21 protein-coding genes and 1 pseudogene are annotated in these 23588 nt (G+C 39.7%); 6 read left to right on the top strand and 16 right to left on the bottom strand.

The annotated features are described in order from the left end of the window. Positions 1–87: 87 nt before the first annotated feature. The 10 genes from ATS75_RS05320 to ATS75_RS05275 form a co-directional block, all read right to left on the bottom strand. A complete protein-coding gene (locus tag ATS75_RS05320) occupies positions 88–1395 on the bottom strand; it encodes a tetratricopeptide repeat protein (RefSeq protein ID WP_058559392.1) in 1308 nt (435 codons plus the stop codon). Positions 1396–1426: 31 nt separating this feature from the next. Then, positions 1427–2032 carry an energy transducer TonB gene (locus ATS75_RS05315; protein WP_201020949.1) on the bottom strand — a complete coding sequence of 202 codons (606 nt, stop codon included), beginning with the start codon at positions 2030–2032 and terminating at the stop codon, positions 1427–1429. A gap of 15 nt (positions 2033–2047) precedes the next feature. Continuing rightward, positions 2048–2458 (bottom strand): ExbD/TolR family protein, encoded by a 411-nt coding sequence (locus ATS75_RS05310; protein ID WP_058559390.1) that lies wholly within the window; start codon positions 2456–2458, stop codon positions 2048–2050. A 48-nt stretch (positions 2459–2506) separates the two neighbouring features. Then, positions 2507–3034, bottom strand: coding sequence for a MotA/TolQ/ExbB proton channel family protein (locus ATS75_RS05305; protein ID WP_058559389.1), 528 nt, complete (start codon positions 3032–3034; stop codon positions 2507–2509). A 3-nt stretch (positions 3035–3037) separates the two neighbouring features. Then, complete coding sequence (locus ATS75_RS05300) at positions 3038–4405, bottom strand: MotA/TolQ/ExbB proton channel family protein (RefSeq protein ID WP_058559388.1); 1368 nt, start codon at positions 4403–4405, stop codon at positions 3038–3040. 12 nt (positions 4406–4417) lie between these two features. Beyond that, complete coding sequence (locus ATS75_RS05295) at positions 4418–5170, bottom strand: DUF3450 domain-containing protein (protein WP_058559387.1); 753 nt, start codon at positions 5168–5170, stop codon at positions 4418–4420. Between the two features lie 303 nt (positions 5171–5473). Next, on the bottom strand, positions 5474–6097 hold the full coding sequence (locus ATS75_RS05290) for a DsbA family protein (RefSeq protein WP_058559386.1): 624 nt from the start codon (positions 6095–6097) through the stop codon (positions 5474–5476). 2 nt (positions 6098–6099) lie between these two features. Continuing rightward, the gene (locus ATS75_RS05285; RefSeq protein WP_058559385.1) at positions 6100–7188 is read right to left on the bottom strand and encodes a GGDEF domain-containing protein; all 1089 of its coding nucleotides are present in this window, start codon (positions 7186–7188) and stop codon (positions 6100–6102) included. 24 nt (positions 7189–7212) lie between these two features. Further along, positions 7213–9102 carry a methyl-accepting chemotaxis protein gene (locus tag ATS75_RS05280; protein WP_058559384.1) on the bottom strand — a complete coding sequence of 630 codons (1890 nt, stop codon included), beginning with the start codon at positions 9100–9102 and terminating at the stop codon, positions 7213–7215. A gap of 442 nt (positions 9103–9544) precedes the next feature. Further along, positions 9545–10819, bottom strand: a complete 1275-nt coding sequence (locus ATS75_RS05275; RefSeq protein ID WP_058559383.1) for a sugar MFS transporter — start codon at positions 10817–10819, stop codon at positions 9545–9547. A 289-nt stretch (positions 10820–11108) separates the two neighbouring features. Between ATS75_RS05275 and ATS75_RS05270 the strand changes: the two genes are divergently transcribed. Beyond that, positions 11109–11813, top strand: a complete 705-nt coding sequence (locus tag ATS75_RS05270) for a hypothetical protein (protein ID WP_058559382.1) — start codon at positions 11109–11111, stop codon at positions 11811–11813. Positions 11814–11815: 2 nt separating this feature from the next. Here ATS75_RS05270 and ATS75_RS05265 read toward each other — a convergent pair whose 3' ends face one another. The 3 genes from ATS75_RS05265 to ATS75_RS05255 form a co-directional block, all read right to left on the bottom strand. After that, on the bottom strand, positions 11816–12328 hold the full coding sequence (locus ATS75_RS05265; protein WP_058559381.1) for an RNA methyltransferase: 513 nt from the start codon (positions 12326–12328) through the stop codon (positions 11816–11818). Further along, positions 12328–12825: a YcgN family cysteine cluster protein gene (locus ATS75_RS05260; RefSeq protein ID WP_058559380.1), complete on the bottom strand. Its 498-nt coding sequence runs from the start codon at positions 12823–12825 to the stop codon at positions 12328–12330. The genes ATS75_RS05265 and ATS75_RS05260 overlap by 1 nt, the downstream gene beginning before the upstream one ends. Before the next feature lie 82 nt (positions 12826–12907). Next, positions 12908–14734 (bottom strand): DUF885 domain-containing protein, encoded by a 1827-nt coding sequence (locus ATS75_RS05255; RefSeq protein WP_058559379.1) that lies wholly within the window; start codon positions 14732–14734, stop codon positions 12908–12910. Between the two features lie 145 nt (positions 14735–14879). Between ATS75_RS05255 and ATS75_RS05250 the strand changes: the two genes are divergently transcribed. Together ATS75_RS05250 and ATS75_RS05245 are read left to right on the top strand one after the other, a co-directional pair. After that, positions 14880–16145 carry a metal-dependent hydrolase family protein gene (locus ATS75_RS05250; RefSeq protein ID WP_058559378.1) on the top strand — a complete coding sequence of 422 codons (1266 nt, stop codon included), beginning with the start codon at positions 14880–14882 and terminating at the stop codon, positions 16143–16145. Between the two features lie 194 nt (positions 16146–16339). Then, entirely contained in the window at positions 16340–18751 is a 2412-nt protein-coding gene (locus ATS75_RS05245; RefSeq protein ID WP_058559377.1) for a TonB-dependent receptor, read from the top strand. A gap of 57 nt (positions 18752–18808) precedes the next feature. On the opposite strand, the pseudogene adhP reads toward ATS75_RS05245, so the two are convergent. Further along, positions 18809–19818: pseudogene (adhP, locus tag ATS75_RS05240) on the bottom strand (alcohol dehydrogenase AdhP). A gap of 192 nt (positions 19819–20010) precedes the next feature. Here adhP and ATS75_RS05235 point away from each other — a divergent pair. The 3 genes from ATS75_RS05235 (at position 20011) to ATS75_RS05225 (ending at position 21988) form a co-directional block, all read left to right on the top strand. Further along, positions 20011–20556, top strand: coding sequence for a GbsR/MarR family transcriptional regulator (locus tag ATS75_RS05235; RefSeq protein WP_058559376.1), 546 nt, complete (start codon positions 20011–20013; stop codon positions 20554–20556). Between the two features lie 516 nt (positions 20557–21072). After that, a complete protein-coding gene (locus ATS75_RS05230) occupies positions 21073–21465 on the top strand; it encodes a hypothetical protein (RefSeq protein ID WP_058559375.1) in 393 nt (130 codons plus the stop codon). A gap of 115 nt (positions 21466–21580) precedes the next feature. Next, positions 21581–21988, top strand: coding sequence for a hypothetical protein (locus ATS75_RS05225; RefSeq protein WP_058559374.1), 408 nt, complete (start codon positions 21581–21583; stop codon positions 21986–21988). 261 nt (positions 21989–22249) lie between these two features. On the opposite strand, the gene ATS75_RS05220 is transcribed toward ATS75_RS05225, so the two are convergent. Both ATS75_RS05220 and ATS75_RS05215 read right to left on the bottom strand, forming a co-directional pair. Further along, the gene (locus ATS75_RS05220) at positions 22250–23290 is read right to left on the bottom strand and encodes a lytic transglycosylase domain-containing protein (RefSeq protein ID WP_058559373.1); all 1041 of its coding nucleotides are present in this window, start codon (positions 23288–23290) and stop codon (positions 22250–22252) included. Then, on the bottom strand, positions 23271–23552 hold the full coding sequence (locus ATS75_RS05215) for a YcgL domain-containing protein (protein ID WP_058559372.1): 282 nt from the start codon (positions 23550–23552) through the stop codon (positions 23271–23273). The genes ATS75_RS05220 and ATS75_RS05215 overlap by 20 nt, the downstream gene beginning before the upstream one ends. Between the last annotated feature and the right edge of the window lie 36 nt (positions 23553–23588).

Below are 23588 nucleotides of genomic sequence, written 5' to 3'. Positions count from 1 at the left end.
AACTTAAATTAAAAACAAAAAAAGCCGCCCGAAGGCAGCTTTGGTGTTGCGATTATAAAAAAGGGGGTAACTAAATAATTTTAGTTACTAAAGTAAAGCAGTACGTAGTGTCTCTGCATGGACTTTTTCGTTTTTAACGTACTTGATCCACTGCGTCGCTAAACGTTGTGATTTTTTATGCTTTTCAGCTTGTTCAAATGCTAAAATAGACGCATCAAAATTCTTTAAATTATACTGCGCCATACCCAATGCAACATATGCGTTTGATTCAAAATCTAACCCGCCTTTGTCCAGTGCTGCACGAGCAGCATCAGCCGCTTTGTTGTAATGCTGCGTATTAATTAGCACCTCAGCTAAACGTTGGTCAAACTTGCCATGAGTTGATAAGCCAGCAGCCTTTTCGAAAAACTGTGCTGATTTTTCATCTTCTTTCGCTTGTACCATTGCTTCAGCAATAAAAGCATAATTTTTAGCTGTTTTTTCGACTAAACCCGATGTCATAGCTTGCTGCATTACATCAGCTGCTTTATAGGAAAGACCGTTATACATATACACTTGTGAAAGCTGAGTTAACGCTGACTTAGAGGTTAAAAAGCCCTGCTGGTAAGCCGCTTCTAAAACAGCCAACTGTTTTTTCTCAGCCCCTGTTTCACCGTACATACCGCCTAATTGAACCCAGTACTCAGGTTTATTATAAAGTTTGACCATGCGCTCAAGCACGTCAACTACTTTTTGCGGTTGATTAAGCGAGTAGTACATTGCGCGCTGTAAGACTAACCAGTTCTCTTTAGGCTCTTTGCCTTCGCTATCAGCCTGAGCAATGGCTTGATTAATACTATTAATGCCTTTGCTGTAGTCTTTCATTTGGTAGAAAGCTTGGGCTTTTAGCACATAATATGCATCGGTTTTTGGCTTGGTGTTTATGTTATCCCAATCATCTAAAAATGAGATCACCTTGTTGTAATCACCATTGGCCATTGCCAACTGCGCTAAACTGAAAGTCGTGCTTAACCGTAATGTCTCAGGGATAGCCTCTGCATTAACAACATTCTCAAATGATGCAATTGCTTTCGCTAAATCGTTCTCGTTGTAATAAATAAAGCCATAAAAGTTATGCATCATGGCTATTTCATAGTCATTCATACTTGATGAACGCTCTTTGATGCTGTCTAGGGCGGCTAACCCGGCTTTTGCATCACCGTCATCCGCTAGCTTTTGCGCACGTGCTAGCTGGCTGTATACTTTTTCACGCAGTGCTGGCACGCGCTTAGTTTTTTGCTCTGCCGCATAAGCTGTCGCGATGTTTACGCCTGGTATAAAGCTAACAACTGTCGGCAACGCTATGCTAGTGGTAAATGCTGTTGCACAAATCAGTGCAATTCTCAATGGTTTCATAATCGCCTCGCTACGCTATCAAAATACCGGGTTAACCGCTAATTTGAAAAGAGATTTTATTCTGTACACCCGCGACTTCAACAGCTTCTCCGTTTACTACGCGTGGTTTGTATTTAAATTTAAGGGCCGCATCCATCGCAGCTCGATCAAACAGTGACTCAGGCTCTGCTCTAACAACCTGAGGGTCGCGAACCGTGCCTTGTTTTGTTACTGTAAATTCAACAATGACGTACCCTTCGATGCCTCTTGAAAGCGCTCTTCTGGGATAAACAGGCGCCACTTTTACAATCGGTAAGTATTCGCCATCACTTGATTCAAGTGCTAAACCGCCCGCAAGGTTTACGTCGGCTTCTACATTGGCACCAAAATCAAAATTTGATGCACTCGCGTTAGGATCACTGTTCTGCATTTGCGGCGAATCCATTGGCGGAGGCGGCTCTTTGGGCTTTGGCGGCTTTTGTGGTTTGCGCTCTTTCTTTTGTACCGTTTCTTCTTTTTTCAAACGTACAAAATCAAGTACATTGCCTTTAGCTGGCTCGCTCATAGCTCCTTCACCACCCGTTATCAACGCTTGCATGCCTAAAAACAGTAAGAAAGTAACAACACCTGCAATCACTAATGCAACTAAATATCGCAACATATCAGTTCCTTATCACGCTTCTTGCGCAGCAATTGAAACATCAAACGCACCTGCAGCACGTGATGCATCCATCACTTTAATTAATACTTCAGTGGTGGCTTTTTTATCTGCTTGAATAACTACACTACCTTGTGGGTTTTCTGCTTTTAAGCGTTCGATATTCGCTTGAACAGCACGCTCGTCTACCTTGCGTTTATTTATCCAAATTTCACCAGTATCAGAAATAGCAACTAAGATGTTTGCACGTTCTTTTTTAACAGCCGTTGCCGCTTCAGGGCGGTTCACATCGATACCCGCTTCTTTAACAAATGAAGCGGTTACAATGAAAAAGATAAGCATAATAAAAACAACGTCTAGCATTGGCGTCATGTTAATTTCTTCTGCTTCGTCTTCTTGTAATAAATTACCTAATGGGGCTCTCATTTTTTACTCCTTGGTAAAGCAGCCTTAAGCTGCTTTACAAAAATTATGTTAGTGGTCTAAAACCATATTATCTTCAAGTAGCTCTACTTCACGCTTAGCGCGGCGCTGTAAATAAGTAGAAGCAAATACACCTGATAACGCACCCACCATGCCCGCCATTGTCGGAATTGTCGCTTTGGAAACGCCCGACGCCATAGAACGAGCACTGCCTGTGCCAGTAATTGCCATTACATCAAATACTTCGATCATGCCTGTTACTGTGCCTAATAAGCCAAGTAGCGGACATAATGCAACCATTACATTGATAAGAGCTAAGTTAGAATTTAACTGCATACCAGCACGTGAAATCATTGCTTGGCGAATTTGTTCTGAATTCCAACTATTGCGCTCTTGGCGATTACGCCACGTTGCTTTTACATCGCGTTTGTAATGCTTATAACCTTGAAAGAAAAATATAAATCGCTCGAGTATCAATAACCACATCGCGAAGATTAACACTCCGATGACCAAGAGCACTTGGCCACCAGTGTCGAGAAAATCACGGATAGCATTGATTGAATCAATCAATAGCACCATGGTTTACGCTCCTTTCTCGCTACGCTCAGCGATAATACCTGCGCTTTGCTCTTGGATAATTAACAAGATGTTTTTAGCGCGAGTGTTAAGCAAGGTGTATAAAAATACGGTGGGAATTGCGACAACAAGACCCAGTACTGTTGTAACAAGTGCTTGTGAAATACCGCCTGCCATCAGCTTCGGGTCACCTGTACCAAATAAAGTGATTGCTTGGAAGGTATTTATCATACCGGTTACTGTACCAAGTAAACCAAGTAGAGGAGCCACTACCGAGATAATTTTAATCAACGTTAAGTTACGTGTTATTTTTGGCATTTCACGCAATATTGCTTCACTTAATTTAAGTTCTAGCGTGTCATAAGCAACATCTGGGTACTGATCTTTCACTTTCATTACACGGCCAAGTGGGTTGTCATCACGTGCAACGGTGTCTTTGAGTTGTCGACGTACTTTTCCACCAATCATTATCAACGATATGAAGCGTTCAATCGCAATCAGGAGGGCAATAACACCCACGCCTAAAATAACGTACCCTACCGTTCCACCTTGTTGTACTTGTTCAGTCGTGTCAGGCGCTTGTACTAATAAGCCAAGAATTGAACCACCTGTTGGGTCAAGCGCAAATTGAACAACACCACTATTTGCATTTTGAAGGTCTTGAGCCGTGGCAGTAAAGCGTGCTACAGGTTGACGAGTTAACTGGCTTATAGTGTTTGTACCCGCGTTATATTGTAGATATTTACCATCAGCAATAAGATTAAATGCACCAACACGAACAACCTCTTGTTGCTCTTTTGCGCCGCCATCGACAATAACCTCAGTAGTAAAGCGCGTCACTTTACCTTGCTCTGTCATTTCGCGTTGCAATTCATACCACACTTGTTCAATATCTTCGATAGAAGCAAGGTTTGACGTTGAACCCATTTTAACCGCAAGTTCATCCATAAATTTACTGCGATCTTGAATTTGCGCAGACACAACCGAAGTCATAAATTTATTGCTTGAATCACCGGCAACTTGTTGCAAAACACCAAACAACTCTTTTAGTGAGCCCATACGGTTTGATAACGTGTCAGTTAAATTAGCAAGCTTAACTTCGTTTTCTTCAAACTGTGTTTCAAGTCGCTCAGATTGAACAAGCATTTCATTGCGCTTTGCCTGCGTGTCTTGGAGCATTTGCACTTGTTCATTTTGACGTGATTTAAATTCTTGTTCACGTTGTTGATTTTGTACAGATTGCGCTGATTTACCTTGCTCTAAGGTTTTTAATAATGCGTCTAAATCCATTGGTTCTGCGGCGATACTCGTTGCAGCAAAGCCTAAGCCTGTTGCAAGTACGGCCATTTTTGTCATTTTGGTAAGTAATTTCATCGTAAAAACCTCTTATTCAGCCGCGTGTACTGGTAGTGTTAACATGTCTGGGGCAAGTTGCTTACGAGCAATTCGCAAGCCTTTACTGATTTGGCTAATTGTTGAATCAGGGAGTGCAACAAATGTCTTTGTTTGTTGATCCCAACTGCCTGCTTTTTTACCATCACGTGTTAAATAGATAAGCTCTAAACGACCAATGCGTAAAAAATCAACTTCACGCTCTTGACCATCCACAGACTGAAGAGCTGTGTACGCTTCAATAGTACGGCCGTAATCAACTTCAACTTGGTAAGCTTCTAAAAGACGACGAAACTTCTCGCTTGAATTTATATCTGCGCGGTCCATCATTTGTTTTAATGAACTGATTCGCTTAGCACGTTCATCTTTTAAAAAAGGCACATCAAGAGCGACAAATTGCTCAAGGCCTGTGATCATACGGATCATAAGAGGGGTTATTTGACGCTCAATAACAGACACTTTATCCATAGAAGCATTTAAGTCTCCCATTTCAGTCACTTGATTATTAAGTTGACGTGTTAATTGCGCGTTATAAACAGCTAAGCCATCAATTTCTTTATTAAGGGCCGTGAACTGTTGGAGACGACCTTGCATTGAATCTGCAATCTTGTCTATTTTTGTTTGTGATTGCGTAGCTGATTGATTTATTTCGCTACTTTTATCGATTACTCGGTCTAGTTCATTTGCATGTACTGTTGCAGTTGCTGCTACAATACCTGCTAGAATCAATGGTTTAACGCCTATCATCGCATACACCTTACTCGTTAATTACAATTGGTTTTATTTAATGAGCGAGATTTTATAGACTAAAAATGACAGGAGTGTTGCTTGAACAAGTCTATTTTATTACAACTGTAACAAATAATACAACTAACCCAACAATATCAAGGTAACGTATTGAAATATAATAATTAAATGAAAATAGAATAATAATAGCTTTATAAAAACATACTATTTTTGATTGTCATCTACTTGATATATATAATTAATTATTATGAAAGGGTCTATAGTGACATAAAGCAGCACACTCACTATAAGCAAGAGCTTTCATTAATTACTGATGATTTCGGCAATAGTGGCATACGTTACTTGCCAATCACTGTAATCAATCGAAATAGGAAGAATATTGGCTTGTACGTTTAAAACCAATGAGGGAAATCCTTGGATAGGTAATGAACGGGTGTATGTAACCTCTTTGAATAATTCAGTGTTTACGTCACAGGAGTCTAATTGTTGAATGAAATGTGTAACATCTGAGATACCAATTTCTTTAGCAAGCTCTGCAAGTACTGAAGTATCTGAAGGATTACGCGCATGAAGGTAATAAGCGTGCTGTATCGCTTGAATCATTTCACCCTCTTTACCAGCTCGACGGGCGAGCAGCACAGCTCTACACGCAAGATAGGTTGAACGCCTAGGCTGGCAATGATGCCAGAAATCAAAGTTAAATTGCGTGCCCAGCTTATTGCTAATCGAATGCCATGTATTTTGTAACATAGATTGCATGTCCAATGGCATTGGTTCTTCACTATCAGGGGCTAAGCCACCAACACGATATTCAATAGTTACAATGCCATCGAGGGCTTGTTTTAATTGCTGCCAAACAGGTGCATATCCCCAGCACCAACTACACATAGGGTCAAAAATATAAATAAGCTTGGCTTTGCTCTGCATTACTAAAAGTCATTCCCTGTAAAGACAACACAATTTCGACCATTTTTCTTAGCGCTATATAGCCTGTCATCAGCCAATTTAAGTGATTCATTAAAGTGTTTAATCTTAATCACTTCTGACACGCCAATACTACAAGACAGGTTTATTGGTGTATTATCATAAACAAATGATTTTTTTTGTACCTTTTCTTTTAAAGAATTAGCAATTTTTACAGCTGCAGAAAGGTTTAGTCCAGGTAAGATAACAAGAAACTCTTCACCGCCATAACGCACTTTGATATCCTGAGCGCGTAAATGTTCTTCCAGTAACGAAGCAAAATCGACCAACACATTATCGCCAATATCATGACCATGTGTATCATTAACCTCTTTAAAATGGTCTAAATCGATTAATAATAAACACATTGGTAAATACTTATCTGCATGCGTGTGTGCAAGCGGTAAAAAATGACTAATAATAAACCGTCGATTTGCCAGACCTGTTAAATGGTCTGTATGAGCATCTTGCTTTTGCAATAGGGTCATTCGTGCAATTTCTAAATGACTCTTATTCCTAAAATACTCACCAATAAAACTAAATAAGAAAACCAAAGAAAACGCGGCAAAAAAGCGACCTTTTTCTGTTTCAGGGTAATAAACTTGCCCAATGTCCGGGCCAAATAGTAAGAATGAAGACAAAATAAGCAGTAATGAAACAATTAAAAAGCCGATACGAAAACCCAAAGTAGAAAATGCCACAACCGGATAAAACATGACCCAGTATAAAGCGGTATTCTCCTTACCACCGGTGTAGACAAGTGCCAAGCACAATACGCAAATAATAGATAAAACAGTCACAGTGACTAATAAAAATCGACCTGTCTTATAAAAATACCATGCAAATAAGAGTAAGGTGATATCCGACACAATCAACATAACCGTTAGAAAAGTCGGGTATACATCGTGATTTGAGACAACTAATGATGTGATTAATACTAAAGCCACAAATATCATGGTGAAAAAAGTAAAAGCGCGGCGTTGGTTTTCCGCGCTATAAACATTTTCAATATTGATTAAATTTAACCAACTAGATTTACTATCTAATTTTGCCATTAACGATTTTTTATGCCTATAAAGTTATACTTTAAAACGAAGAACCATTTTTTCAAGCTCATCAAATTGTAGTTTCAATCGCGTACACTCTTCCAACGTGTTATTTAAATTGATTTGCCCTTGTTGTGATAATTCACTAATTGTATGAATATCACTGTCTAGTGATTGAATAACATGATTTTGCTCTGTTGTTGCATTAGCAACACTGTGGTTTACATTATCAATAGCCTCTATCGCTTTTGTGACATCTGCCATTTTATCACCCGCAACATGTGCTTGTTTAACACTATTACCACTTTCAAGTAAGCTGGCCTTCATTACATTTACCGCACTTTCAGACCCTTGCTGTAATTGCACTACTGTGTCTTCAATTTCTTTTGTTGATTGTTGTGTGCGATGAGCGAGTTGCCTTACTTCATCCGCCACAACAGCAAAACCACGCCCTGCTTCACCAGCACGAGCGGCTTCTATTGCTGCATTCAATGCAAGTAAATTCGTTTGTTCACTCACCCCTTTTATGACTTCCAGGACTTGCTCAATACTTGCAGAATGCTTAGCAACGCTATCAATTGTTGATTGCGCTTTTTCCATATTTGTAGACAGCGAATTTATTGCGGAAATATTTTCGTTTAACGATTTTTGGCTCTGCACTGATTGTGTATTTGCATCAGTTGCTAGGCTTGATGCATGGCTTGCACTGTTTGATATCTCAACCGCGCTTGATGAAAGTTCATTTATCGCTGTTGCAACGCTGTCTGTTCGCTTGGTCTGATCGCTATACATATTTAATGTTGATTCAGTTTGTTCAACAAGGCTTTCAACTGAGCGTTCTAATTGCACCGTAGTGGTTTTAACTTGATCAATAGAGGTGTGAATTTTATCAATAAACGCATTGAAGTAACCTGATAACTCACCAAATTCATCATCATTCTCAATTTCTAGGCGGCGTGTTAAATCACCTTCTCCCTGTGCGATATCTTTAATCGCATCATTGAGCCTTAACATTGGTCGCATTAAGTAGCGAAGTGAGTATTGCATCATTAGTACAATCGCAAACACACCTAACACCATGTAAATAGCAGCCATATTACGAAATGATGCAACAGAGGAGTAGGCTATCTCTTTGTTAATCACGACGCCTAAAAACCAATTCACATTTTCAATACCCTTAATTTTTGTAAAGGACACTAAAAAGTCATCACCATTAATTTCAACTTCAACGAACTCAGAATCCAACGGAAGGTTTTTAGAAAATAATTTATCCATATTTTGGTCATTTAATTTAGTATTAGGATGACTTAATATTCTGCCGTTACTATCAAGTAAAAAACCGTAACCAAAGCCTAAAAAGTCAATTTCATTCACTATTTTAGTGATTGTTTTCATGTCAATATCAGCACCAGCAACGCCATTGAACGATCCATTAATCGTGATTGGAGCAACTGCCGATATCGTCAATTCGTTAGTGGTTACATCTATATAGGGTGTGGTGAATGCAGTATTCGTTTTGTTTTCAACTAATTTGTACCAAGGTCGTGAAGTAGCATCATAGTCAGCAGGGAGAACCACGGTTTGATCATTTAAAACAAAAGTACCATCAGGCTTTCCTATGTAAGTATTTTTAAAACTACCTGCCATTTCGGCCATGTTAAGTTGGCTTAAAGTTAACGCTTGATTATCTTGTTGCTGGTGTGTCTTTGCAACAGATACAACAATAGCCAGCTTATTGTTAAGCCAGTTAGCAATATTTTGCGAAACAGACTGAGAACTTTCTTGTAAAACAGCAGAGAGCTGTTGCTGGGTTTGAGTTCTCATTGACATAAAGTTATTGATAGTAAACAAACCAAGCACCAACACTAATACAATCGATGCTGCAATGGTCACTTTGGTCGTAAACTTTAAGGAGCTTTGCATAGGGAGCCTATTTTATTTATTTTTGTTAGCATCTTAGTTTTAACAAAAAACAGTGAATTTGTCTCATTTAATCGTCACCAAGCGCGTTATCTTCAACAAAAATAAGTATTTAGTATTAATTACCGTAGTTCTGAAACTGACTAATCAGAATCTGATATACAATAAGTACAACTCAACTGCGCTAATGTTACTTTAAACATAACTATTTCAGTGTAGTAAATATTAAAATTTAGTCACGCTCAAAATTTTTGGAACGTTCTTTTTGGTTTTTTATTTTAATCTGCTGAATACGTATTCAGTGCTTTTAAGGTAAGTAGTTTTGTAACAAGTTTTTATCAATTAATGGTTTTTTGTTTTAGTGTCCGTTTGAAATTAAGTCTGGTTCAAATAAAAATGCACTAACCGAAGCGAGTGCATTTTAAAGAGTTAAGTTTATTAACGCTTATTTACTAATTTGTTGTTGCCATTTACTTGAAAGTTTAACCACATTAAGGCCATACCACGCAATGAAAACATAACACAACGCAGGAACAAAGAAGCTATCTTGAATGTTTACTGTATCCGCTACCACGCCTTGTAAAAGAGGTATTAACGCCCCCCCTACTATTGCTAAACATAACCAGCCAGACCCTTTACTCGTTTGAGAGCCCAAACCTTCAATTGCCAGGGAGAATATGGTTGGGAACATGATTGAGTTAAATAGACCAATCGCAAGTACGCTGTACAAGGCAACATTTCCTTGAGTAAAAATGGTCACTAGTAACAAGGCTATTACCGCAAATCCATTAAATGCCAGTACTTTAGACGGTGCAACTTTTTGCATCAGCGCTGAACCGATAAAACGACCAACCATTGCCCCCCCCCAGTAATAGGCGATAAGTGCTGAAGCAGCATGCTCTTCTAAGCCAGCAATATGCGCTTCACCGAAAAAGTTAACTAAAAAGCTACCAATGGCTACTTCTCCACCCACATAACAAAATATCGCAACAACACCCATAATTAGATGAGGTGCTTTTGTTAATGACTGATCTTTCGCTTTACAATCATCTTGAGTTTTGTGCGCGGTAATTTCTGGTAACTTTAAAAAGGCAAACACAACAGCAATGGTTAATAAGGCACCAGCGAGCATTAAATAAGGAATTTTGACTGATTCAGCTGAAGCAGCAGCGCCCGCTGTTAATGTGCCTGCGGCACCAAAAAAGAGGAGACCACCAACATAAGGACCCACCGTTGTGCCTAATGAGTTCAAAGCTTGCGCTAAATTAAGTCTGGATGAAGCTGTTTTCTCAGGCCCAAGCGCTGCAACATAGGGGTTTGCAGACACTTGCAATACGGTAATACCACCAGCGAGAACAAACAAGGCAGTTAAAAATAACCAGTATTCGTGTACAACAACAGCAGGGTAAAATAGTAGACAGCCTATTGAGGCAACAATTAATCCTGTTAACACCCCCTTTTTATAACCGAAGTTTTTAACTAATAATCCAGCTGGTAAAGAAACAATAAAATAAGCACCAAAAAAGCAAAACTGTACCAGCATCGCTTCGGTGTAAGATAAATCAAAAACGCCTTTTAACCGCGGAATTAACACATCATTGAGAACTGTTATAAATCCCCATAGGAAAAACAGGGTCGTCATCGCAGTCAAAGCTGGCAGATAATTTTTATTTTGCTGCTCATTCGTGTCAAAGCGTTGGTTTGTATTTATTTCACTCACGTGATTTTCACTCCATTAACAAGTTACATTTAATTCTACACATCAGTTCAAGAAGATCACAAAATATTATTAGGAACGTTCCAATTAAATACCTTTTAATTTTCTAGGTATCCTCCCCTTTTCTACGCTTATCTATTTTTTAAATGTACTTCTATTAATGTTCATAAACATCAATTCGATAATTTAATCACTTCATTAACCAGACTTCATATTTGTGACTATAATTTGATTTAACGGTGAAGGTTCTATCGCAGAAAATACTTTTAATTGTAATGATTTTAGGGTACCCATGAACAAACACGTAATTTATACCTCTGTGTTACTTATGAATGTGTTTTCGGTTGATGCCGTGTGCGATGAATTGCTGTTGAATAACTACACTCAATTAAAAAACCAAAGTTCAACTATAAACATAGACAGCCCACGTCTAAAAAACTCCACTCTAGTGCACCCTGAATTACGCATAAACAACGCGTTAGATAATTCAATGCCACGCTCAAGCTCTAATAGACAGGTACTTTCTTTTTTTGATACAGCAAAAACGCAAACTAAAATCATCGTGCATGTCACACCATTTGAAATGAACAAAAACACACTTTTAGACGAATCCAATTGGCAAAACACCATTGCTTTACAAAAATCCACATCCCTTGTTGAGCAACAACTGGTAGATTCCATACCAATGACGAGTTTAATTGGGCCTAAAGAATCAAATTCATTAGGCTTAGTACTTGGTTATTCATTGCACACACCTCTTAATTACAATTGGCAATTTACGTCATCGGCAGATATTGGCGGGTATGGTGTAAATGACACTATTTCGGGCAGTATAAATTTAGGGGTAAGTTACAAAATCAGCGCTCACTGGGATGTGTCAGCATTGTATAAGGGAAGTTACACAGAGTTTGATAATGACAGTACAGTTCAAAATTTTAGTTATGAACACGAAGCACTTACCCATGGGCCAGTAATAAGCGCTTCATTTCAATTTTAGGTCTAGGCTTTTTTCCAGCTCATTTTATTATTAGTGTCACGGCTTTGAATTATGGTGGAGTCTGAACTTTCAACACCGCCTAGCTTAGCGAGCCTATCGTATAAAACCACATTACACGTTGCTGCCAAATTCATACACCCAATGGTAGGCACATAAACGACTTCATCACACCATTTGAGAATATCTTTGCTTATTGAGCCATCTTCCGGTCCAAAAATATAAAACGCATTGTCAGGGTGTATGAACTCAGGTAACGGTGTTGCTCCCTCAATCAGTTCAATAACGACAACGGTTGCCCCTTCAGGTTGTGCATCTTTAAGGCTGTCAATCGGTGTTAAAGGAATACGTTCAATGACATTTTTTGTATCAGTATGAAACTTTTTGGCGTTTAAATAACGCGTGCCTGTAAAAAAAACATGATTGGCATTATAGCAACCTGCGGCACGCAAAACGCCGCCCACATTCGTCGGGCTTTTTGGATTAATCAAACCAATTGTAGAAAGTAACTGTGTCATTAATCAATATCCTGTGTCGGCCAGTGTGCTACATACAAATCAAAATCATCTAGGTCGACATCACAGTCTTTCACCGTTTTATCACGAACAGATATACCCAGTTCGTGCATCATTGCTTTACTGCCATTATTATTTAAAGGGTGCCAAGAGGCTAATCCTCGCCCTTCATGTAACCGACGGTAGCCACAACTTTGAGGCATAAAGAAAATATCTTTTAAATTTTCTTTGGTAAGCTTAACGCAAGACGGTACTAAAGTTTGTCGATTTGCGTATTCACTACACCCACATGTATCGTTGTCTAAATACTGGCAAACAATATTAGTGAAGATAAGTTCTTCACCTTCGCGAAGTTGATCCGTTGCGCTAAATTCTTCTTCGTCTTCGCTGTCGATGAATGTGTTTAAGCAACATTTACCACAGCCATCACAAATGGCTTCCCATTCAGGTTGTGACATTTGTTCTAATGATTTTTTTAGCCAAAATTGATTTTCTAACATGTTAAAACTCAGCGCCCCTAAGAGCGCGCATTTTAACGTAAACCACAGCAAGGCGCAAAGCCAGAGACCTTGCGCATAAAGATTAAAGCTGTTTCGCTACCCAGCGTTTAATTTTTGCTTCTAAAATTGGCATAGGTAAAGCGCCATCCACCAAAATTTGTGTATGGAAAGCCTTAATATCAAACTTATCTCCAAGAGCTTGTTGGCAGTAATCACGAAGCTCTTGAATCTTAAACTGCCCTAATTTGTAAGACAGTGCTTGCCCGGGCCATGCAATATAGCGCTCTACCTCAGCCACAATATCACTTTTAGCCATTGATGAATTGGCTAGCATGTAGTCAATACCTTGTTGGCGAGTCCAGCCTTTTGCATGAAAGCCTGTATCAAGTACTAATCGCATTGCGCGTAACTGCTCGTCCGATAAACGTCCGTACCACATATAAGGATCTGTAAACAAACCCAGCTCTTTACCTAGGCTTTCAGCATATAAAGCCCACCCTTCGGCAAACACCGTATAGCCACCAAATTTACGAAATAATGGTAAACCTTCAATTTCTTGCTGCAACGCAATTTGAAAATGATGCCCAGGTGCTGCTTCATGAATAGATAGTGTTTCTAGTAAAAACTTTGGCTGTGCTTTTAAATTAAATGTATTGATATAAAAAATACCAGGGCGTGAGCCATCTGGCGCAGGTGATTGATAAGAAGCCCCCGCCGCTGACTCGGCTCTAAAATCTTCTACCGCTTTAACAATGTAGTCAGCCTTAGGAGCGACATCAAAGAGTAAAGGGACTTTGGCGTCTATTTTAGCTTTAACTGCTTCATAGGCAGCAATTAATTCCTCAGGCGTGTCATAATAAAATTCATCTGAGGTACGCAAATGTTCAAAAAACGCGCTGAGATCACCGTCATATCCAACGGTCTCTTTCACTTTGTTCATCTCACTTAAGATGCGTGAAACTTCATCTAAACCAATTTGATGAATTTCATCAGCATTCAGTTCAAGCGTAGTGTGTTTTTTTATTTCATACTCATACCATGCCTTACCGTTAGGTAAATCAGCGTACCCAATTGTGCTTCTAGATTGTGGTATATATTCGTTAGCTAAAAAGTCGCTCATTTGCTGATAAGCAGGCACTAAGGTTTGCATAACCAATTTATTATAGGCAGCACTTATTTCAACACGTTGTTGTTGCGTAAAGTCATCAGGTAAATTATCTATTGGTCCCCAGAATAAAGAGTCTGGAGCAGTTGATACAATATGCGCTTGAAATTGAGGGAGTAATTTTTCAGCTAGGGGCCTAGGCAATACAACCCCGTTTTTCACCCCTTCTCGCATCATATTTTCAACACTTTGCAACCACGCAGTATATGCATGGGCGCGTTCTATGAATGCAGTATAATCTTGTGCAGTGTTAAATGGTTGTGCACTTTTACCTGAGCCAAAACCAGCGAACGTGTTATGCGCTCCCCCCATTTGGTTAATGGGCATAAAATAACTAGGAAACTCTGCACTTTGTAATGCTAATACAAGGTCACGTGCAAGAATTTCATAACTTAATAAATCTTGCCCTTGTAAAGCTGACTTATCAATTTTACTCAGTTTTTGTTGATACAACGCATAAAAGTCACGTTGTGAATCAATATTGCTTTGCGTCAACGGCGCGATGAATTGATTATTGTACTCAGCACGTCCTAAAAATGTGCCACCAAGGGGATTAAATGCCAATGCATCATCAAAATACTGTGTTAATAACAAGGTTAGTTTTTCGCTCTCATTCATTATCTGATCTGAACTGGCTGATGTTTGGGTATTGTCACTGAGGTTAGTTTCATTATTTGGGCCTTTACATGCACTCAGAGACAACACAATAGCAGTACTCAGAACGGCTAATTTTACTTTTTTCATAATTTATTCCTTAAATGAGAGAGCGATTGATTATGCAGTTTGAGCATATTACTTAGCAAGCTTTGTCTTTGCATTGACATTTTATTTACTTGTGTGGTGTGCGTTGCTAAATTAAACGCATTAATTACGCGGTAAAAATCAACTAATGAACATAAAAATAATCACGCTAAGCTTAAGTACGCTTACCTTTTGTAGCCCATTCGCTCAGGCAACAACTTATATAAGTGCTAAAGCAATGGTTGACGTGCAAACTGGTAAGTTAAAAAACAACCCACTTTTGCGCATTGATGATGGGGTAATCACCCATATTGAATTTGGTAAACAACCACACTTAAAACCTGGCGATGACCACATCAACCTCAGTGAATTAACCCTACTGCCAGGCTTGATGGATATGCATGTGCATTTAACTAGTGACCCAACGGTACCTAGGAGTGAACGCATTGGGCAATCAATCCCTCGTAAAGCAATTAAGGCGGCCTATTTTGCTAATAAAACTTTAAAAGCCGGCTTCACAACCGTACGCAATGTAGGCGCTGAAGGTTATAGTGTCATCGCTGTACGAGATGGCATTAATTCAGGTGATATTGTTGGCCCTCGGATTTGGGCTGCTGGTCCCTCGTTAGGTGTGACTGGTGGCCACTGCGATAACAATCGACTTCCGCCAGCGCTAAAATACACAGCAGAAGGTGTTGCTGATGGACCTTGGGCGGTTAGAACAAAAGTACGCGAAAATATAAAATACGGTGCCAATGCCATAAAGTTTTGTGCAACGGGTGGTGTGTTTTCAAAAGGCACAAAAGTCGGTATTCAACAATATAGCCAAGATGAAATGAACGCCATCGTCGATGAAGCCCATATGCGAGGTTTAACCGTTGCAGCACACGCACATGGAACCAGTGGCATCAAAGCAGCCATCGTAGCCGGTGTAGACAGTGTTGAACATGTTAGCTACGTAGATGATGAAGCCATCGCGCTTGCTAAAAAGCATGGTACGTGGTTTTCAATGGATATTTATAATACGGAGTACACTCTTACCTATGGGGAAGAAAATGGCGTAGCAGAAGAAAATCTCGCCAAAGAACGTCTCGTTTCTAAAAGACAGCGAGATAGTTTTTCTCGTGCCGTTAAAGCAGGTATAAACATGGTGTTTGGTACTGATGCAGCGATTTACCCGCATGGCGATAATGCTAAACAATTTTCACGCATGGTCGATTTTGGCATGACGCCACTACAAGCACTTCAATCAGCAACAATAAACAGCGCCAAACTATTAAAAGTAGAAAACCAACTTGGGCAACTAAAACCTGGTTTTGCTGCCGATATTATTGCTGTGGATGGCAACCCGCTTGACGATATAACACGATTAGAAAGTGTAAAGTTTGTAATGAAAGCAGGTATTGATTACTAAAACGTATTTAATAGGGGCTATTTAGCCCCGTAACACCCCATGATGGCTTTAATATGCTTTGCCAAGTAAATATATATTAACCAATAGGTTAATAAGGTGTAACTTAAATTTTAATTACCTTAAAATGGTAAAAATACATTGAAATGCAAATAAAACTAATTATCATTGCGATAAATTCACAATGGTAATTACGTATGACAACACATAAACTTTCTTTAATCACCCTCGCCTGCTTCGCGTCCTTCAACGCAATGTCGGCACAAAATTCTGACATCGAACACATTACGGTCTATCAAAAACAAAATCAGGTCGTCTTAAACTCAGGTTTAGCCACCAAATCAGACATGTCACTGATGGAAACGCCTGCACCGATTGTTGTTATTGACCAAGCACTTATTAATTCACAAGGTGTTGATAACTTACAAGACCTTGCACGCAATGTAAGCGGTGTAACCCAAGCAGGTAATAATTATGGCATTGGCGATAATTTAGTGATCCGTGGTTTAGGTGCAAACTATACGTATGATGGCATGTATGGCGGGGCCGGATTAGGGAATACTTTTAACCCTACTCGCTCGCTTACGAACGTGGAAGCGGTTGAAGTGCTAAAAGGCCCCGCGACCGGGCTATATGGCATGGGCAGCGCTGGTGGTGTAATTAATCTTATTGAAAAGAAGCCACAATTTGAAGCACAACATACTGTTAAAACGCAAGTGGGGCAATGGAATACATACGCCATCGCTATGGATAGTACCGATGCAATCACGGATAACCTTGCTTACAGAATCAATGTTAAAACTGCGCGTAGTGACGGCTATCGAGATTTAAAAGATGACAGAGATGAAATTTACAGCTCACTAAAGTATGTGTTCAATGACAGCAACGACATCATGCTCTCTGCGGCCTATATTAAGGATGCCATTGCGGTTGATTCTATCGGCCACCCAATTCGTATTTATAATGCAGAGTCTGTGGATGGGAAAACAGCTGGTCTTGTCACAGGAGCTGATTTAGTCAATGACCCGACCACTTCAGGCTTACAATTAACAGATACACAACGCCAACAGTTAGCAAACTCTTTAGCAACCTCAGATGGATTAACCCCTTATACATTCGGACATCGCGGTATTATCTCCCCCATGGCAAATGATAACGAAGGGGAAGAGTTACGCTTCAAACTGACTCATAACTATTTTTTAACTGATAATTTGTTTTTAAATCAGCAGCTACAATACCGTAACTATGAGTCGAGTTTCGCTCGTCAAACAGGCGCCTATAACTATGTATATTGGAACCGCAGAGGTATTATTAATGCAGATCCTCGCGCACCATTAGTGATTGACGACGTATTATATCCTTTTGCTGCGCGTCGCCAAGAATACCGCCAAGTAGAGGCTGATGAAAAGTCCTGGCAATACTTTGCAGATTTGCGATACGACTTTAATCTTGGTGCTATTGATAATGAGTTATTAGTGAATGCCAATTATGAAGATCGTGATATCCGATTTACACAATATTCTATTTGGGATAAAGATTATGTGCTCACTGATAATAACGGCGACATTACGTATCAAGGATCACTTCCCTACATTTTAGATATTCGCAACCCAAACTGGGGCGAAGGTAAATTCAGTGACTTTGACCCTCTCAAAACAAGTAATTACAACAAAAAAGTACAAGCATGGGGCTTAGGTATTCAACATGTTGCCTATATTCACGATACTGTAACTACCCGTGTAGGCTTTGCCTATAACGAGATAACGCAAAAATATGAACACTTTGGCGTTGATGCGCGCTATCGTGCAAGTGCCGCTGCTGCCACGCCAGAGGCTAGCACCTCAGATAACGGTTTAACTTTTAACCTAGGTGTAACCTATAAGGCCACAGATGACATATCATTATTTATAAATCATTCAAAAGGCCGCACAGCTTACAGTGTTTTAGGGTCTGTATCAGGTAATGAGGCAGACAGAGGCGATGCCGAATCACTCAGCACTGATCTAGGTTTACGTGTAAAAGGGTTTGACGATCAACTACTCGCCTCTGTCGTCGTGTTTGATACTGCGCGTACTAACTTAGAATATGCAAACCCTGACTACGATGAAGCAACATCACCCGCATCAGTACCACAAAGTTATTTTGATGGTGAAGAACAAACTCAAGGTGTGGAGCTTGATTTAAATGCGTATTTAAATGAACAGTGGAAAGTGAATATCAATGGTGTTTACCAAGATGCCCGAGATAAGAAGAACCCTAATTCCAGCGCATTTGATACTCGTCAAAAAGGCGTGCCTTATGTGACAGCAAGTACATGGCTAACCTACAGCGCACAATGGTTTGAACTATCAGAGCCGTTAAAAATAAGTGCCGGTGTTAAATATGTGGATGATCGCAGTACAAATTCATCATCATTCGGTATTCCTGACGGGTATGTACCCAGTTATACCGTTTATGATGCTGCACTGAGTTACAACACCGAACAATGGGGCGTACAGCTAAACCTGAACAACTTATTTAATGAAGTATATTATTCAAAAGCCATGTTTTTGGGTGGCATGCCAGGTGAAGAGCGTAATGCTAAATTAACGTTGAGTTACAAGCTTTAGGCTATCAGACTTCTTTTTTATAAAGCGCACGTTTAGTGCGCTTTAATTTATTCTTGTTCAAATAGCAACCACTACCCGGCCGTTAATTTCACCTTTTAACATATCGTCAAAAATCTCGTTAATGTCATCAAGGCGTTTTTCTTCAATTATTGATCTCACCTTACCCTGTGCTGCAAACTCTAAACATTCCTGTAAGTCTTTACGCGTGCCCACAATTGACCCCACGACAGACACTCCATTTAAAACTGTATCAAATATTGGCAATGGCATATCTTCTGGCGGAAGACCGACTAATACACACTTACCACCGCGCCTTACACTTTTATAAGCTTGCTCAAATCCCGGTTTTGAAACAGCAGTGCACACTACTGCATGGGGTCCACCTACTTTTTCAAAAATTGTTTCACTTGGCACACACTCTTTAAAATCAAGTGTAATATCTGCACCTAATTCAGCAGCTAAAGCGAGTTTTTCTGCCCCTGTATCAACCGCAATTACATTAAACCCATCGCTTTTGCATATTGCACAGCAAGGTGCCCAAGGCCAGCTACGCCAACAATGGCAACCCATTGGCCGGGTTTCGCATCAGACACTTTTAAAGCCTTATAGGTCGTAACCCCTGCACAAAACAAAGGGGCGGCTTCAGTGAAACCAAGGTTATCTGGAATTTTAACGACGTAATCACCATGGGCTAAGCAATACTCAGCATACCCACCATCAATTGAGTATCCTGTATTGTGCTGTGTCAAACAAAGCGTTTCTTTGCCGTCTAAACAAAATTCACAGTGCCCACAAGCACTTTAAAGCCAAGGCACACCGACCCTATCCCCTACTTTTAAATGCTGAATATAACTGCCTAACTTTTCAATCACCCCCATCCCTTCATGCCCCGGTACTAATGGCATTTTAGGTTTAACAGGCCAATCACCATGACATGCGTGCAAATCCATATGACATACACCACAAGCTGCAATTTTTACCAACACATCATTTACACCGACCGATGGAATAGGGAAATCAGTAATTTCTAAACGCCCTTTAAATTCAGTATTTATAGCAACTTTCATCTTTAATTCCTTGTGATAGCTGTAGACGTTAAAGGTACAGATTACACCAATGTAAAGGAATGTGATTTAATCTAAATCAAACTTTGGTCGCACGAAAAACAGCCAGCAGCACTCGTTAGAGCTTGAATTGCTTGCTATCGGGCTTAGGCATGCTAGCATTAGTTTCATTATTTATTGAAACTTAGAAAAGCCATGACACTATCAGATAAAAACTTTGCCTTTGTAATGCACTGTGGAGAAATGGGCAGTCGCTGGGGTTTTAATCGCACTATCGGCCAAATGTGTGGCTTACTCATTATCACTAAAGAGCCAATGACCGCCAATGAAATAGCCGAAGGGCTGAGCATTTCGCGCGGTAATGTCAGTATGGGCATAAAAGAGTTACAATCGTGGCGCTTGATTAAAGTTCAGCATATTCCCGGCGACCGTAAAGAGTATTATGCCCCTGCGGGTACAATTTGGGACATGGCTAACCGCGTATTTGAAGAGCGCAAAAAGCGTGAGATAGACCCAACACTCAGCCTTCTCCGTGACAACATCCTCGAGACACCCACTAACGATGATGAGAAATTTGCCCAACAACAAATGCATGAAATTCACGACTTGCTCGAAACTGTCACAAAATGGTCTGCTGAATTGCAGCGTCTCAGCCCAGAACAACTCCAAAGCTTAATGAAGCTCGGCTCAGGCATAGGAAAAGTACTCGACTTTAAAGATAAGATATTGAAGAAACCGTAGCAGCGATTTAATATCGCGCCTGTGTTTATTAGGTTCTAGGTTCTAGGTTCTAGGTTCTAGGTTCTAGGTTCTAGGTTCTAAAAAAGTTAACCACAGAATTCACCGAAAAGTAAATAAAATCAAAAAAGATTACTCTGTGCAGCACGAAGCGCCTTTGTGTTCTCAGTGTTGAATAAAAAGATAAGTTGTGTCAGATATAAAGCGCAGATAAGTACTTTACTTGACCTTATATAAATTCTGCTGACGGAGCTCTTTGAGCAAATTATAGTCATTGATATTGGCTAATAATTTACTGATTAGTCAAACAATTGTTTGCTCACATATTCAAGGATATGAGCGACACGCGTATATTGTTCCACTTAGCTTTGTTTAAAAGATATTAGAAAACTTAATGATAGTAATATCTTAGTTAATTTGTTAAAAATATATAAAGTATAAATATGAGTGTGGTTTGAGCAGAAATATCCGCCCTTCGCGCACTATAAAATTGTTAGTTGGCAAGGAGATTCGAATAAAATGGAGTTAACTGAAGAGGAAAGATCTTTATTGATTGAGCTTACCGACTTTGGAATGCCACTTTCTGAGGTTATAACAGATATACACTTCACTTATCCTAAAGCTTCGATTTCTCAGAAATACTCTATTGCTGAAAAACTAATCACAAATGTTATTGAAAAGGGAATTGTTTGTCTTTGCAAATTAACTTTAGAAAACACTGAAGATAATATTTATGAAATCAATGATTCTACAATCATGACAATTGAGGAAGTTACCGAGCATATTGCTAATCCACTGAATTGGCTGCAATATCAAGATAAATTTGATAAAACAATTTCATTTGAGCTAGCACCAACAAAGCTCGGAGAAAAAATTTTAGACGACATATTTACAGTCAAAAATGGCAACTAACATGTCGTTGTTTCCGACCGCTATTCTTGGCTCCTTTTTTTGCAAAAGAGCCGCAAAAAAGCAGCCAAGATCGGCGGCAAAACTTAGCGTTAAATGACAAAAGGATTTGCTGAAATTGCGTGGTATATGGTCAGGAAAAATAGAAACACCTCATGTTCCATTAGGTATTCCAATATCTGATGCACTAGATATTCTTAAAAGTGTACATGATGATATTTGTAAAACCGTTGAAGATGAAGAAGTGTCTTACAAAATATCAACAGCTTTCTTTGAGGTTGCTGTTTATGAAAAGAACGGAATAGCTTCGTCTGTTTGGTATAACGATCCTACAGGCCGTTTAACGTTCCTTGGAAAGAGAAAGAAAATTAAACTTTATCTATCACGTTATGGCCAGTCATCAAATTGGGAAAAGCGAATGAATAATGGTTGGATTACGTTCTATTTCAATGACACTGATAAATTGGCTATGGCATATGGAAATGACATGGATGTAATCCGTTTCAATAAAATATGTAGCCGATAATTGGCACTTAAAAAATAAAGGTGTCAAGGCTTGTTAATGCTAAGCCGAGGTGAAGGCTGATAGGATATTTTTTTGTTTGGTTTCGTTACACTCTACCCAACCTACATAGCCAAATTTAACTCCGAGCTTACAACTTAAAGCTTACCGCTCCTAGCTCGCTTATATTCTTTATAAACAAAAGCGCGAGATATACTCGCGCTTTGTGCAAACACCCTAGCACCTAGTTACCTAGATCCTAGCAATCTATCACCCAATAATTTACTAAATCGCTGGGTAACCAATGCGGTCTGATAAGTAGCCAACGCTGGTGGCGAAGTAGTATGAACGGTTCCAATGCATCAGTGATTTATAGTTATCATATGCAAGGTACATGCGCCCGCCCATGTCATCTGGCATGACGAGAGCGGCTGTCACTTCAACATTTGGAAGGTCTGTGCCATCCATTTTACGTAGGCCAAGTGCTTGCCAGTCAGCCAATGAACGCTCTGAGTCAGCCCAGTATTCTAGCCATTGCTTACGGGTGCGCGTGCCGCGTTTTAATACATAGTTTTTATCAAAGCCATCTGGTAGCTTAACTTGGCGCCCCCAGGTTAGATCGTCATTCCAACCTGCTTGTTTTAAGTAATTTGCGATTGATGCAAAGGCATCAGCCTGTGTGGTCCAAATGTCTTTACGGCCATCCTTATCATAATCAACCGCGTAGGCATTAAATGAGGTTGGCATAAATTGCGTTTGGCCCATTGCACCAGCCCACGACCCTTTGAATTTATCTAGCGTAATATGCCCTGCTTCTAAAATATCCAGCGCAGCCCACAGTTGGTTTTTGTACATGGTTTCGCGGCGGCCATCAAACGCCAATGTTACCACTGATGAAATAACATTATGCCCACCTTGAATTTTGCCAAAGTTACTTTCAAGCCCCCAAAGTGCAACAATAAAGCGCGCTTGCACGCCGAACTCGTCGGCAACTTGCTCTAAAATGTCTTTATTTTCAGCATATAATTTACGGGCACGATCTATTTTCCATTGCGGAACACGTTTTGGTAAGTAAGTTTCAAGGGTTTCTTTCACCTCAGGCTGGTTTTTATCCGCTGAAATTACTTTTTTCTTAAACTTAGCCGTTGCAAATGCCGCTTCAATCAATTGGCTGTCATAGCCTTTTTGAGCAGCTTCTTGTTTAAGGTTTGCAACATATTCATCAAATTTTGCTTGAGTATTGGCCAGTGCCGATGTGCTTATGCACGCACTGCAAATAATAGCGGCCAATTTTGTTAATACTTTTTTAGTCACTCTCAACTCCATTTTGTTTTTTAAACTCGCAAAGTAAATTATCTTCAGGTGGTGGAAGCTGCAAGTAAAACCCATCTTCTGTTAACGCTTGCTTAACTGTATTTAAATCAGCGCCACCTAAATGCTCTCGTTTTGCCAAGTTAATTAGCATGACATAAACAGGTTTACCAAACATCCCCATTAGAGGTTCAGGTACCTTGCTAAAATCATCTCTTTTTTCGACAAAAAGAAAGGTATCCGCTTTTTTCTTACTTTTATATACCGCAGTGAGCATTATGACCCTATAAATTCTTGCGTAACAGTGCGGCAC

The sequence above is a fragment of the Pseudoalteromonas sp. H105 genome (assembly GCF_001469215.1).
In the GTDB taxonomy this organism is placed as follows: domain Bacteria; phylum Pseudomonadota; class Gammaproteobacteria; order Enterobacterales; family Alteromonadaceae; genus Pseudoalteromonas.
This window is presented reverse-complemented; position numbering and strand designations above follow the sequence as displayed.